Consider the following 13,348-nt stretch of genomic DNA (forward strand, 5'->3'; position numbering starts at 1 on the left):
ACCCGTGCGGGGACGCCCCTTCCCGGCCTGGGCCCCGGCGCCTTCGTCCGGATCCCCGGGTGCACGGACCCCCCCCCCCCCCAGGCCGCCACCGTCCGGCGCGGAGCCCACCCGCCGGATCCCGCCAGACCCGGCCATCCTGCCCAGCCTCTCGAACCAAGCACGGCCCCGCTCCCCCAACTCCCCCGAATTCGACCCCCATGCGCCAAGACGCCCCGTTGCGCACCGGCCACGACCAACGGGCGCCGCAAACACGCCCCATCAGCCCGGCTGCACGCCGCCCCCGCCACCGACATCCACCCGCCGGGTCCGCTCCGCCCAATACTTCCACGCATACCCGTAGGCCGACCTGCGCTTCCCCCGACACGCATCACTGACATTGGCATGCGCCGCTCTGGGAGCGCCATGCCCCCTCAGCCAGCGCACCGCATCCTCCACGCTCCTGTACCTCGCCAGAATCTCATGATTGTCCGGATCAACCCGCACCACATCATGATTGGCATGCGCCGACCGCATCCTGCCCCCCACCCGGACCGGCCGGCCAGCGTCCCCGCCCCGCCACGCAGCACGAGCCCGCCGGTTCGACATCCCCCGATACTCGAAGAACGGCGACTCCGCCCGGGGATCATCCCCCACGAACAACAGCCGCTCGGACCCCACCCGCAGCACACGGGCAGCCAGAACCGCCTCAGCCAACGGCACACGACGACGAATATGGTTCTCCGCACGGGTCACCGCATCCCTGCTGGTGACCACGCCGCCCGCCAGATCATTCACAGCCGCGGCAAGCTTCGCCGCCGTGAGCCCGCGCTCGCGGCGCAGCCTCTTCAGACGGGTCCCGTAGTCGGTGTGTTCGCTCATGTCGCCTCCGTCGATGGTCCTTTCCGTGGCGCACCCGGCCTTCCCCGGACGTCCGGCCGGGCCCCCCTGCAGGCGGCTTTGGATCGGCCGGCGTCGCGCATTTGCTCGACGCCTCCCATTATGTGTGAGTGGTATCATTGTAGCATTTTCCCCGGCTGCCGAGGATCAGTCCCCCGCCCACTTCAGGCGGCCGGGTGATGCCATGCACCCCCGCCGCCGCGGCCGTGCGCGGGCGGAGACTGTTGGCGCCCCGCAGGATCCCCCCCGTCTTCGGACGTTCAGGGTCCGGGCGCACCAGTCCCTGAGGAGATGCAAGGGCCCTTTCCGCACCGGCCTTCCGCATCCGTCGAGGAGCACGGCCCGAGCGGCGATGCCCGTCAGCCCTGCCTCCCCCGTGGCCGGGGCGCATCCGTAGGCGTACTGGAAGTCACGGCATCCGATCGTCCTGCCGGTCTCCGGGTCCGTCAGGTCCCCCCCCCCCCCCCCCAGCCGGTCGCAGGTGGCGTCGTATCAGTTCCATAGCCCTCCCCTCGTCAATGGCACTAGCGCACACCCCCATTGGGGAGGTTGCCCGTGATTTCAATGCTCCAAGAAGCATCATTGACAGCAGAAGGGCAGTCCGGGTCGATTGGCTCGGGCTGCCGGAGGGGGAGTGGTCGGCCACGGGGGCCGTCCCCAGGAGGCGGGGGAATGAGATGACAGCGGCCCCGCCGACTAAATGGCGAGCGCCGCAGGAGGCGGCACGGGGATGTCCGAGCGAGCCCCGGCCGCTCCATGACCAACCCATGGACAGATGGGAATATGCTGATATCATCATATGTCCATATGTTCATCTGAAGATATGACTGATGGCTGAGATGAAAACATGACCATATGACCATACGTATGCCTTGCCTGCGCCAGCCGACGTCGGTATCGGCCATGCAGCAGCGGTGACGGCGCACCGGCCCCGCCGGAGGTTCGGCCGGGGCCGGGGAGGGCTGGTCAGTCCCGATGCGGGCGGTCGCGGAGCCTGATGATGGGGGAGGGGTGGTCTGCGTCCGGTGGGGTGACAGTGAAGAGCATATGGCCGGTCCGCGAACGGGGCGAGCGCGTGATGATGCCAGCGACCCTGCCCGGGCTGGTGCCGCTGGGCAGGGGCGGCCTGTCGTTGCGTGAGAGAAAGTCCGCGTAGATCTCCATGAGTCTGTCGGCGTCCTCGGGCCCAGGGTGAGGCGGCTGATCGTGGGATGGGTGCTCATCCAGTCCCTGGCCACCTCCGGCAGCGTTCTGCCGCCCGTCTGGGGGGCGGGGCGTGTGCCGGGGTCGACGGGTGCAGGCGGGTCCGTGGGGTCGGTCATTGTCCCTCGTCCAGGTACTTTTCGAGGGCGTCGGCCACGAGGTCGCTCATGGTGGAGTCGCGTTCGACGGCCGCGGTCTTCAGGCGGCGGATCATGCCTCTGCGCATCATGATGGTGGTCTGCACCTTGGGCTCCTTGCGGGTTTCGCCGTCCATGAGTGCTTCGTTGATGTTCTTCTTCTTGCCGCCTGTCATGAGTTTCTGCATGGGGGGCTCCTTATTCCTTGATGTTGGGTAGTTCGAGCAGCTCTGAGGTGAATTCGATGAATCCGGAGTCCGTGGGCACTTGGTTGCCTCCGTTGCTGGCGTTGTGGACCGATTCGCGTTGGGGGATGAGGGTGTCGAATCGGGCCAGGTGTTTGCGTCCGATCAGGTCGATGGCCTGGCGGGTGGTCTTCTGCCGGGGGTTGGCGAAGTTGAGCAGGATGGCCCTGGGGGAGGCGAAGGAGTCGACGGCAGCCAGGGTGCGTTCGGTGTCCAGGGATCCGGGCTTGGCGACGATCATGATGATGTCGGAGACCCGGTCGATGGCCTCGCTCATGGCGTTGCGGATGTCCTGGGGCGTGTCGACAAGGAGGAAGTCGCAGTCGCGTGCGTCCTCCGGGTCGGTGATGTTCCTGGCGATGGCGGTCCTGACCGGGAAGGGGAGAGGGGTGCCGGCTTCCTCGGCGCGGCTGTTCCAGTCGTAGGCGCTGCCCCAGGGGTCCAGGTCCTTGACGATGACCCGGTAGCCTCGCCTGCTCAGCGCCAGGGCAGTCATGATGGTGGCCGTGGTCTTGCCGACGCCCCCTTCACGTTCGCGAATGTGATGACCTTTATGTCAGCCTCCGATCGGTTGCGGTCGTGCGCATGCGCGCATGCCTGCATGTTCCAGCGTCCATATGCTCACATGCCTCCGTATTCATACGTTCATATGACAGTATAGACATATGATTAAGCACATGTGGCCTTTTAATGCCGACGGGCCGCCGCATCATGGGTCGGCATACCAGGGAGGGACGCCTTGCGGATCCTGATGGGTACAGGATGACGCCACCCTTCACAGTGTGAGGGCCGGCGATCAACGGCATCAGTCCGTCCGGCCCGTGCCCGGAGCCAGACGCTGGAGCCGGGCCGCCCAGGCCTTTGCTTCTCTCACTGGCAGCTTCATTTATGTTTCTTCGGATATGTGAAGGGGACGGCTGTTATGGTTGGCCTCAAGTAACGTCGGCGGGATGGGAGGCCTTCTCCATGTATCCGGTTCCGCCGGCAAAGCCTCAGTCAATCAGCCAATGCCACAAGCCTGACCCTTCTGGCATACAGGCTTGCCCATGTGATGCATCCAGTTATTCACATCATCACTGACCCCTCCGCCTTGCGGTGCTGCTGGTGCTGCGGGGGCTGGCGCGGTGCTGCTGGTGCTGCGGGGGCTGGCGCGGAGCTGCCGCCATGGTTGTATGAGGGCCGGCGTGAGGGCATGTAGCCTTGCCGCCCCCGACTAGTAGAGGGGCCGGACGCTGCTGGGCGGGCGTCAAACGCCGGGCTGGCTGCCGGGCGGCTGAAGCCGCCGCCTGGGCTGGCGGGGCGGCCTGGCCGGCCTGGCTTTTCTGTTGGATGGACGTGTTCACCTGGTCCATGGCCGACTGCAAGGCATCCGCCGCGTCCTGGTAGGCTTCCGCCTTGTCGCCTTTGATGCTGCCGGCCTGGCTGATGGCCTGCTGCAGGCTGTCGCGGACGGCATTGTCCGCCACCTTCCCGTCGGAATCGCCCAGGAGTTTTGATGCCTCGTCCTTCTTCGCGTTCAAGGCCGTCTTCGCATCATCCAGGCTTTTCGCATCCCGGGAGGCCAGCACCGCCTTGCCGGCCTTCGCATAGTCGCGGTCGATGCCCCTCAAGCGGTTGCTGGCCCGTCCGGCCTTGTCGGCGGCGGCGTGCAGATCCGACGTGGACATGGATGCCTCGCATACGACGACCTGCGGCTTGATGTCGCCGGCGGTCTTGATGGTCCTGTGCATGGCGTCCACGGTCTTCGCGTCCTTGACCTGGCCGGCCTGGATGCCGGCCGCCCTGCGATACCTGTTCAAGGTGGCCTGGGCCGACTTGACGCTGGACTGCATGGCCTTGACCGACTGCGTGCAGTCCGTCATCGCGGACTTGTGCTGATGGGACTCGTACACCTTCCAACCGGCCAAACCGGCCGCGGCCAGCACGGCCACCACCACAGGCGCCAGCCACTTCGGACGCGGCTTCCCTGCCGGGCCTGAACCGCCTCCAGGATCTATGGCCGGAGGCAGGCCATCGCCACCCGGCTGCGGATCGTTCTCCTGCGGAGGCTGGCCGCCGGATCCATCAGCATCAGCCAGGCTCCCGGTCTTCCCGTCATCGGGTGTGCGCTCCTCGTCCATGATCCCTCTTTCTTCTGTTGCCTATTTTCGAGTATTGCATGCTTCTTTCCCAAAGTAGGGGGACAGTCGTGGACCGTTGATGATTCCCTTCCGCTACTATGAAGGTGACGACCTCAACGATGGTCCACAAGTAACGCCAGCGGGATAGGAGACCTCCCAAGCAACCAGTCCCTCCGGCAAATTTCAATCAATCAGCCAATACCACACGAACCATCCGGATTACACCCATGATCTGTGTTATCAGGTCGGTGAATCCAGTCATTCCAATTAAATCCGCCGCCTTCTTGCGGCGCTGCTGGTGCTGCGGGTGCGGGGGCTGCTGGCGCGGGGCCGCTGCCGTGGTTGTATGAGGGCTGGCGGGAGGGCGTGTAGCCTTGCCGTCCTCGGCTGTTGGCGGGGGCCGAACGTTGGGCGGCCTGGGAGGCGGCTTGCGCCTGCTGTTGGGCGGCCTGGTCGGCTTGGCTTTTCTGTTGGATGGACGTGTTCACCTGGTCCATGGCCGACTGGAGGGCGCCGGCCGCGTCCTGGTAGGCTTTCGCCTTGTTGTCTTTGATGCTGCCGGCCTGGCTGATGGCCTGCTGCAGGCTGTCGCGGACGGCGTTGTCCGCCACCTTCCCGTCGGAATCGCCCAGGAGTTTTGATGCCTCGTCCTTCTTCGCGTTCAAGGCCTTCCTGGCGTCCTCAAGGCTTTTCGCGTCACGGGAGGCCAGCACCGCCTTCGACGCCTTGTCCAGGCTCCGATAAACATCGTCCATCTTCTTCGCCTTGCCGGCCATGGCCTGCAGGTCGCCTGCGGACATGGACGCCTCGCATAGGACGGCTTGCGGTTCGATATCCCCTGCGCTGCTGAGGGACTGTTGCATGTCGTCCACCGTTTTCGGGTCCTTCACCTGGTCCTTCCGGATACCGGCCGTTTTACGATACCTGTTCAAGGTGGCCTGGGCCGACTTGACGCTGGACTGCATGGCCTCGACTGATTGCGCGCAGTCCGCCAAGGCGGATTCATGCTGATGGGACTCGTACACCTTCCAACCGACCAAACCGGCCGCGACCAGCACGGCCACCACGCCGGCTGACACCACAGGCGCCAGCCACTTCGGGCGGAGCTTTTGTTCCCTGTCTGGCGGATTCTGGGACTCGAACATCGCAGGGTCATTCACTTCCTCGACACCGGATTCCTGATCCTGGTTAGTCTTGCTCATAAGTCCCTTTCTTTCGTAGCTCATTTGGAATGTCACACACTTGGCCCATAAGGCGGGAAGGAGCAAAGCTGTGGATTATTGCTCGTCGCTTATACTGCGTTTCTGGATCAGCAGGCCAAGAAGGTGGGATAGCTTCATTGTCCTGTGCAGCTTCTCGGTCGACTGATACGTGTACCCGTGCCTTTCATGCCCGGACTTGACATTCCGCACCGTAAACCCGAGCTCCCTGGTTTTCCGACCCGCATGGTCTCTATATGTTCCTCCTTGACCTGAGGGAACTGATAGTATCCCTCCAACGTTTTCCAGTCTACGCATATCCCCGTCGATCCCCAGCCTGCGTCCATTTTCCTCTACCTGAACCTGTCGACGGTTGTAGAGAAGGTTTATGCTGATCAGCAAGCCAGCACTTCAATATAGTGGCGGCAGAACGAGATCTATTCGTTTGTCGAATCATGGTCGATATAACAGCGATTCGACGAAGGACGCATTATTCTCCCATTAGTCAGGCGAGAACTGACGGAATATCCAATACAACGACGTGAGAGCAGCGGAGGAATTGATCCGGGGGGGGGGTTGGTGCAAGCCGGGTCGGAAGCGTCGTTCTGCTCAGCGTGCGGATCTGGCGAATTATCTCGTACTGCGGTCTTTGATGTTTTCGCTGGCGGTGAAGGGCAAGTCGGAATGTGCTGTTCCTTGTCTTGTCCATGCAGCCAACCAACTGGGCTCCACTTCGGCAGCGTTGATAAACGATCTGGTGATGAGGACCATAAACAGCACTGGCGCGTTTTAAAGTCCACGGAATCCGGGCGGATCCACGGAACCTCGCTATTTCCTTATGCCTGAGCCACCAGAGTGCTCCGAATCGGGGTCGACGACTTCACCTTCCATTTGCCGTGTGTCATGCGTGCGCCTTGATCGAAGCAGCGCCCTGGGGAAGGTCTTAGACGGGCTGGACCATACCTTCCATAAGGTCGCCGTTAAACATTGTCGGCATATCGTGCCAAAACACCGGATCCAGTTGGTCGGAAATCTCTTATACGCCCACCTGCCCGTATCGAAGGCGTCGCTGACCGGCCAAATAGAACACCTCAAGAAAGAACGGGACAATCCGGATTGGACATGTTGAAGTTCGAACGGCTCCAAGCTGCGTGAAGCTAGGTGGCGACCTGTACCCGGGCCGCCCGGCCGCGTACGAACGTATGCTGCAGTACACTTTCAAGAGGCAATCCGCGTCCTTGAAAATGCTTGCCAATATGCGTATGGGACTTGACTGAACAGCTCTTGTGCGCAGTTGATGCCTGCCGGAGCCAGGCTCAGCAGGCGTGGCAGGATGCATGCTCGGATAAGGTACCGTCCAGTGAGTTTGGGATGCATCATCTGAATTGCCAGATATGGATTAACCCAATGCGGCAGTTCATGCTGATGGCAAGTGATCTTCACAGGCGTGGCAGAATGGCATCATACTATGGGCAAGACTGCAGGCTAAGTTCTGTTGCTACTAGCAAACCCCCTCCCTAAGCTGCAGCTTAGGGAGGGGGCACGATCCGATAAGGAGATCATCATGGCAAACGCCGCCGCTCAGGAACCCGATGCTGCGCAGGATCAGAGATACGACCCCTACATAGTTAAGGCGGCATGCTGGCTTGAAGACCACCATGCCGATAAGAATACGGAGATGTTAACGCTGGCCTACTGGGCCAAGGGCCACGCAGACGGCTCGCACTGGGCAGCCGTGGCCCAGGACGGAAGCATAGTGGGTGAAGCCGACCCGGTCAGAGACCACTCCGGCAATATCGTTGGCTACTGCACGACCCCAGAGACCTCAGAACGCTACCACCTGGACCTTAATACGGCCGCCGACCTGGCCATTGGCGAGATACAGAGGGCTGTGGGCATGAATGTCGCCTGGGCGCACAGCGACGACCTGAGCGGCCCAGCCGGGCCGATCGAGATGGATCGGTTCGAACGGTACATGGACAGGTGGAAGCAAAGCCTAGAACAACAGCCGACCCCGCATGAGTGCGGTAGAGCCAGGCGCGAAATGCAGGGGCTCGCTGCGCCGGTAGAGCTTCCGCCCCACACCCTGTCAACTTGGTTCAGGTCGATCATCGGACTGCTGCGTAAGTTCAGGGGCAAACAGCGCCCCTGAAAACGCTTGTCTACATCTACTCTATATAGGTCGATTCTTGTTCTGTCTGTATCCTAACCATGATACGAGAATGGTGCCGCCGCCAGCGAACGGTGACTGGTCGCCGACCTGCGCCATGCCCGGAGTAACAGGTCGGAGTCGACCGGCCCAGGCCCTTGTCTCTCCTGGTGATTCCATTGATGTTTCCCTTCCGCTACTGCGGAGGGAATGGCCGTTACGGTCGCCCATAAGTAACGCCGGCGGGATGGGAACCGTCCAAAGCAACCAGTCCCGCCGGCAAATTCTCTACATTCGGTTAGCCGATACCACACGAACCATCTGGATTACACCCATGATTACCTATCGGTTTATGGTTCTGCTTCCATTGGTTCCAATCGAATCCACCACTTCCCCCTCCTTGTGGTGCTGCTGGCGCAGCAGGTGCTGGCGCGGACCCGCCGCCATGGTTGTATGAGGGCCGGTAGGAAGGCGTGGAGCCTTGTCGCCCCGGGCTGTTGGAGGGCGCCGAACGTTGCTGGGCGGCCGACGCCGACGCCGCCTGGGCGGCGGCCTGTGCTTGCTGTTGGGCGGCCTGGTCGGCTTGGCTCTTCTGTTGGATGGAGGCGTTCACCTGGTCCATGGCCGACTGCAGGGCGCCGGCCGCGTCCTGGTAGGCTTTCGCCTCGCCGCCTTTGATGCCGCCGGCCTGGCTGATGGCCTGCTGCAGGCTGTCGCGGACGGCGTTGTCCGCCACTTTCCCGTCGGAATCGCCCAGGAGTTTTGATGCCTCGTCCTTCTTCGCGTTCAAGGCCGTCTTCGCATCCTCAAGGCTTTTCGCGTCACGGGAGGCCAGCACCGCCTTCGACGCCTTGTCCAGGCTGCGGTAGACGCCGTCGATCCTCTTCGCCTTGCCGGCCATGGCTTGCAGGTCGTCTGTGGGCATGGACGCCTCGCATCTGAAGGCCTGGGCCTGGGTGTGCTTGGCCTTCCCGACGGCCTTGGCCATATCCGTCACGGTCTCCGCGTCCTTGACCTGATCCTCTTTCACCGCCGCGGCCTGAAGGTAGCTGGAAGAGGCCGCCTCGGCCCGCTGCTCCGACCCCTTCACAGCGCGCACCTGCCGGGAGCACTGCGCCAAGGCCCGGTCGTGGCTCCTGTTCGAGGACACCCTCCAAACAGCCAGGCCCGCCACAGCCAGCACCGCGACGACCACCACGACGATCACCGGCACCAGCCACCTCGGGCGGGGCTTCCCTGCCGGGCCCGGATCATTCTCGGGTTCGATGGCTGGCGGCAGACTGGCCCCGCCCGGCTCCGGATCACCCACCTGCGGAGGCTGGCCGCCGGATCCGCCGGCATCGGCCAGGGTCCTAGTCTCCCCGCCATCGGGTGTGTGTTCCTCGTCCATGATCCCTCTTTCTTTTGTTGCTTATTTTAGAGTATTGCATGCTTCTTTCTCAAAGTAGGGGGGGGGGTGGATTCATGGATGCTTTCTAACACATTTCATGTTCCCCTTCCTTCTTGTGGAGTCGGTCTGCTTCAATCGGGGAAAAGCAAGGGATGCGCCTAAAGCCTTGCATGCAGTTCGGCATGGAGGTGTACCGCTCCGGTCCGTGTCCGTATCAGATTTTTCCAAAGCTCCCGCGTTAAAGAGAGGATGATTTTGAGCATTGCTGTTTCGGCTGTCACTTGTGACAGCCACGAAATCGGCTTTAGTTTGTGAACTGCCTTTTTTGCAGGTTAAAACAGTAGTGAAATCAATCCGGGGGGGGGGGTGTTTGGTGCAAGGCGGGTCGGAAGCGTGTTCTGCTCAGCGTGCTGATCTGGCGAATTATCTCGTACTGCGGTCTTTGATGTTTCATTGGCGGTGAAGGGCAAGTCGGAATGTGCTGTTCCTGGTATTGTCCATGTGGCCAACTAACCCGGCACCGCTTCGGCAGCTCTTCCGGATGACTCGGTGCTGAAGACCATAAGCAAAATGGGCGCACTCCAAGGTTCGCAGAATCAAGTCGGAACCACGGAACCCAAGTATTTCCTCATACCCGAACCGACACAGTGCTACGGATGCGATTCGAACATTTCCATTTTGATGGTCAGCTTTAGTTTTCCCTCCGCCTCAAACGGTCTGTTGCGTTGCTACTTTATTATTAGGATTTTGTTCGTGGTCGAGGTATTTGATTTATCCGTCCATGTCATTTGTTTGCCTTGGATAAGGGTTTATCCAGGGGAGGGGAAGCCATGGGATGCGCGCGTTCCCAGGGTTTTCTCGATAGGTACGCTTTTGGGTGCCCTCCCCGAATTATTGACTCTTTTATAATCTTGCGGTTCTCTCTTTCATGTCTTGTTCCGTTGAAGCGATGAGCATGAAAGGTGAGCTATGACCCGTTCTCGCAGTAAGTGGGGGAGTGTCTTCCTTAAAGAAGGTCGGGAGTGGGCGCGTCACCGTCTGGCTTGGCGGGTATCCTAACCCGCTTGACCACGGCAGGAGGGTCGGCAGGCAGTTCGGGCCGGAATACCGTACGGAAGCGCATGCTTGGCTGGAGCAAGAGCATTACCTGGTCGTCCTGCACAAGAAGGGGATACGTGACTGGCAGCACCCCAGGGAAAGGAACACCAAACCAGCGGAGGACAAGGGGATCCTGTTCGAGGATTACCTGCGGGAGTGGTTGAGCCATCGGAAAAGGAACGGTAATTCCGACCTGCGGGGCTCAACGAAGAGGAACCTGAAAGCTGACATCTCCCACTTCCTGCCGTACTTCAAAGGCAAGCCAGTCGCGGGGATCACGACCGCCGAAGTGCGCGCCTGGTATGAGGCCGACCACTCCGAGGGTCCCTGGGCGTTCTACGGGGCGTGCCAGGTGCTGCATTCGGTCCTGCAGGAGGCCTCGAACCCTACCTACGGCCCTCCGCTGCTGGACAGTAACCCGTTCGTCCTTCCGATCAGGGAGCCGGCGCCTTCCAAGCGACGTGAGCAGGAACCGATCACCCGGGAGCAGGCCGGCAGACTGGCCCGGGCCATGCCTGCGCGCACCAGGCTGAGCATCTGGCTGGGGCTCCTGGTGGGCGGATTGAGGACAGGGGAGGTGTGCACCCTGCAGATCCGGGACATCGACCTGGACCACAGACTTCTACATGCGCGGCATTCGGTCTGCAGAGGGCCGGACGACGTCGGCCCCTGCAGGCTCGGCTCGACGAAGACCCTCCCCAGCATGAGGATCGTGCCCATCCCCTCAGGGCACATTCAGGCCATCTGCGACCATATTGACCGGTACTGCGTCGACGAGCCGGAGGCTATGCTCTTTCCCGCCGTCAGGTCAACCAGCGGGGTCATGTCGCCGACCACGCTGGGCCAGCAGTCCCGGAAGGCCCGCGTCAAGGCAGGCAGACCGGACATCACCTTCCACTCGCTGCGCGCCACGCATGCGACCATGCTCATGATCGAGGGCGGCACCCTGAGGGAGGCCATGGACGAACTGGGCCACACGTCAGAGAAGATCGCCGTCAGACATTACCAACGCATCGTACCCAAACACCGGATCCAAGTGGTCGAAAACCTCTCATATGCTTACCTGCCCGTATCGGATACATCCTTGACCAGCCAGATAGAACAACTCAGGGAGCAGCGGGACAGGCTGGACCAGAAAATACTGGAACTCGAGCAGATCCAAACAATGCAGCGCGAGGAGGCAATCAAAACGCGGGGCCGCCTGCCCCGCACCCTGGCGACCTGAATCAGGTCGATCATTTGCTGCCGCACGTCTTCAGGGGCAAATCACGCCCCTGAAGACGCTTGCCAATATGCATCGGATTAGACAGTGTAATTCGTGTGCATAGTTGGTGCCTGCCGTGGTCAGGCACAGATAGTGCTGCAGGCTATGTGCTCGGATTTGCTGCCGTCGCGAAAGTTTGTGACGCAATCAGATGAAGATCGTCTATATTCGGGAGTTTATGTTGATCGCAGGTAATCACTAACGCATGTCCTTCTCTAAGTGGATCTAATTGCCGCCAGCAAATTCGCAAGTTGCCAGACAATTAATGAGCAAACAGATGAACGTAGACTGGTTCACTTAGTGAATCGGTCTGCTTTGTTAGTATATGTATGTTCACCAGATTGGAATAGCGTAATTCTTTCTGCCGGTGATTTCAAAAAGGACATGCTGAAAAAGGGAAAAGCTAAGCGGTTACCTGATGAAGAAGTTGCATTTAATTACTTTAAAGCAGTGTTTAAAGAGGATAATCAGGATTGCACAGGGCGAGAAGAGGACCAAGCTTTTTGAATCGTTTTCTGCTCATTTGGTGCTTAAGGGATTTTCATTACCATATACTGCTGTTGAAGACGGAATCGTCGGAGGTGGTGAGGATGGGGGTATTGACTCTCTGTTTGCATTGCTCAATGGACAATTACTACCCAATGGTTCCCTCGACGAAAAAGATATCCATTTTCTGCCTAAGCGGACGCCTCTTGATTTATACTTTATTCAATCAAAGAATAGCTTCTCTTGGAGAGCTGACGTTTGGCCGAAAATGGGTTCTGCGTTGAAGTTTTTGCTTAGTGATCTCTCGCAGAGCTCTAATTTGCATAAGCTGGAAAAGAGCGGATTGAGCGATCGCATAAAAAGGTTCGCAATCAATTTGAATGAGACACGGCGTGCCTTATATAGCGTTATGCCTTTAATGCGAGTTCATTGTATTTATGTCTCATTTGGATCACGTGGCAAGCTTTCGGAACTAGCCCTCTCAAGAGGAGACGTATTAAAAAATGCAGTTAAGAAGTTACTGCCAACAGATTCTAAGGTTGAAGTGGACTATTGGGATTGTATACAAATTGTCCGAGCTGGATCACAATCTGCTAATCACAAGGTTAAGTTACATATATACGACCAAGCTATAATCGAAAATGATCTAAAGGAAAATGGGGATGGGAAGAAACCCAAAAACTTTGTTGCTTTGGTTACGCTAGAGAACTATTTGAATTTCATTCAGAAAAAGGGCGGTAACGGAATCGATGATGATATGTTCGAAGAGAATGTGAGGGGTTATGCAGGTCATGCGGTTGATGTTAATAAAGCAATTCAGAAAACGCTGACAAGGGACAGCGATACACATTTTTGGTGGTTGAATAACGGAATCACTATTTTGGCAGATGAAACTTATGACAATACCAATACAGAGTGGGTTATAGAAAATCCTCTGATAGCTAATGGGTTGCAAACCTCTTATACCCTCTACGATGCGTTTGCTGAAAAACGATAACCGCAAAACGACTCCAAGAATATTTATTAGTGCGAGTAATAACCAGCAAAGACGAGGGGATAAGACAAGATATCATAACAGGCACAAACAACCAGAACTCGATTCGAAAGCTGCAGCTTCATGCAAATGATGAGTTACAAATAAGAATCGAAAACTATTTGTCGGGTTATGATTGATACTA

At 59.3% G+C, this 13,348-nt stretch carries 11 protein-coding genes; 4 read left to right on the plus strand and 7 right to left on the minus strand.

All coding sequences use genetic code 11. The annotated features are described in order from the left end of the window. Positions 1-261 precede the first annotated feature (261 nt). The 6 genes from J3U06_RS04660 to J3U06_RS04685 all read right to left on the minus strand — a co-directional run bounded on the left by J3U06_RS04660 (position 262) and on the right by J3U06_RS04685 (position 5,786). Positions 262-861 carry a helix-turn-helix domain-containing protein gene (locus tag J3U06_RS04660; RefSeq protein ID WP_267431274.1) on the minus strand — a complete coding sequence of 200 codons (600 nt, stop codon included), beginning with the start codon at positions 859-861 and terminating at the stop codon, positions 262-264. Between the two features lie 984 nt (positions 862-1,845). Then, the gene (locus tag J3U06_RS04665) at positions 1,846-2,043 is read right to left on the minus strand and encodes a hypothetical protein (protein ID WP_267444472.1); all 198 of its coding nucleotides are present in this window, start codon (positions 2,041-2,043) and stop codon (positions 1,846-1,848) included. 154 nt (positions 2,044-2,197) lie between these two features. Then, positions 2,198-2,407: a hypothetical protein gene (locus J3U06_RS04670; RefSeq protein WP_220236998.1), complete on the minus strand. Its 210-nt coding sequence runs from the start codon at positions 2,405-2,407 to the stop codon at positions 2,198-2,200. A 10-nt stretch (positions 2,408-2,417) separates the two neighbouring features. Then, complete coding sequence (locus J3U06_RS04675; RefSeq protein ID WP_267431363.1) at positions 2,418-3,005, minus strand: ParA family protein; 588 nt, start codon at positions 3,003-3,005, stop codon at positions 2,418-2,420. A gap of 532 nt (positions 3,006-3,537) precedes the next feature. After that, a complete protein-coding gene (locus tag J3U06_RS04680) occupies positions 3,538-4,584 on the minus strand; it encodes a hypothetical protein (protein WP_267444473.1) in 1,047 nt (348 codons plus the stop codon). Between the two features lie 191 nt (positions 4,585-4,775). After that, positions 4,776-5,786 carry a hypothetical protein gene (locus tag J3U06_RS04685; protein WP_267444474.1) on the minus strand — a complete coding sequence of 337 codons (1,011 nt, stop codon included), beginning with the start codon at positions 5,784-5,786 and terminating at the stop codon, positions 4,776-4,778. 1,561 nt (positions 5,787-7,347) lie between these two features. Between J3U06_RS04685 and J3U06_RS04690 the strand changes: the two genes are divergently transcribed. Continuing rightward, a complete protein-coding gene (locus tag J3U06_RS04690) occupies positions 7,348-7,935 on the plus strand; it encodes a hypothetical protein (RefSeq protein WP_267431280.1) in 588 nt (195 codons plus the stop codon). A 295-nt stretch (positions 7,936-8,230) separates the two neighbouring features. Here the strand turns inward: J3U06_RS04690 and J3U06_RS04695 are convergent, their stop codons facing one another. Next, entirely contained in the window at positions 8,231-9,322 is a 1,092-nt protein-coding gene (locus J3U06_RS04695) for a hypothetical protein (RefSeq protein WP_267444475.1), read from the minus strand. A gap of 997 nt (positions 9,323-10,319) precedes the next feature. Between J3U06_RS04695 and J3U06_RS04700 the strand changes: the two genes are divergently transcribed. The 3 genes from J3U06_RS04700 to J3U06_RS09375 all read left to right on the plus strand — a co-directional run bounded on the left by J3U06_RS04700 (position 10,320) and on the right by J3U06_RS09375 (position 13,343). Next, entirely contained in the window at positions 10,320-11,645 is a 1,326-nt protein-coding gene (locus J3U06_RS04700) for a tyrosine-type recombinase/integrase (protein ID WP_267444476.1), read from the plus strand. Between the two features lie 457 nt (positions 11,646-12,102). Beyond that, positions 12,103-13,167, plus strand: a complete 1,065-nt coding sequence (locus J3U06_RS04705; protein WP_267444477.1) for an AIPR family protein — start codon at positions 12,103-12,105, stop codon at positions 13,165-13,167. Beyond that, complete coding sequence (locus J3U06_RS09375; RefSeq protein WP_416378868.1) at positions 13,164-13,343, plus strand: AIPR family protein; 180 nt, start codon at positions 13,164-13,166, stop codon at positions 13,341-13,343. The genes J3U06_RS04705 and J3U06_RS09375 overlap by 4 nt, the downstream gene beginning before the upstream one ends. The last annotated feature ends 5 nt before the right edge of the window (positions 13,344-13,348 follow it).

It is taken from the genome of Bifidobacterium sp. B4142 (genome assembly GCF_026537325.1).
Taxonomy (GTDB): domain Bacteria; phylum Actinomycetota; class Actinomycetes; order Actinomycetales; family Bifidobacteriaceae; genus Bombiscardovia.

What these genes read in the sequence shown, in the direction of transcription:
- J3U06_RS04660 (WP_267431274.1), bottom strand. Translation starts at nt 861, where the DNA reads ATGAGCGAACACACCGACTACGGGACCCGTCTGAAGAGGCTGCGCCGC.
- J3U06_RS04665 (WP_267444472.1), bottom strand. Translation starts at nt 2,043, where the DNA reads ATGGAGATCTACGCGGACTTTCTCTCACGCAACGACAGGCCGCCCCTG.
- J3U06_RS04670 (WP_220236998.1), bottom strand. Translation starts at nt 2,407, where the DNA reads ATGCAGAAACTCATGACAGGCGGCAAGAAGAAGAACATCAACGAAGCA.
- J3U06_RS04680 (WP_267444473.1), bottom strand. Translation starts at nt 4,584, where the DNA reads ATGGACGAGGAGCGCACACCCGATGACGGGAAGACCGGGAGCCTGGCT.
- J3U06_RS04685 (WP_267444474.1), bottom strand. Translation starts at nt 5,786, where the DNA reads ATGAGCAAGACTAACCAGGATCAGGAATCCGGTGTCGAGGAAGTGAAT.
- J3U06_RS04690 (WP_267431280.1), top strand. Translation starts at nt 7,348, where the DNA reads ATGGCAAACGCCGCCGCTCAGGAACCCGATGCTGCGCAGGATCAGAGA.
- J3U06_RS04695 (WP_267444475.1), bottom strand. Translation starts at nt 9,322, where the DNA reads ATGGACGAGGAACACACACCCGATGGCGGGGAGACTAGGACCCTGGCC.
- J3U06_RS04705 (WP_267444477.1), top strand. Translation starts at nt 12,103, where the DNA reads ATGAAGAAGTTGCATTTAATTACTTTAAAGCAGTGTTTAAAGAGGATA.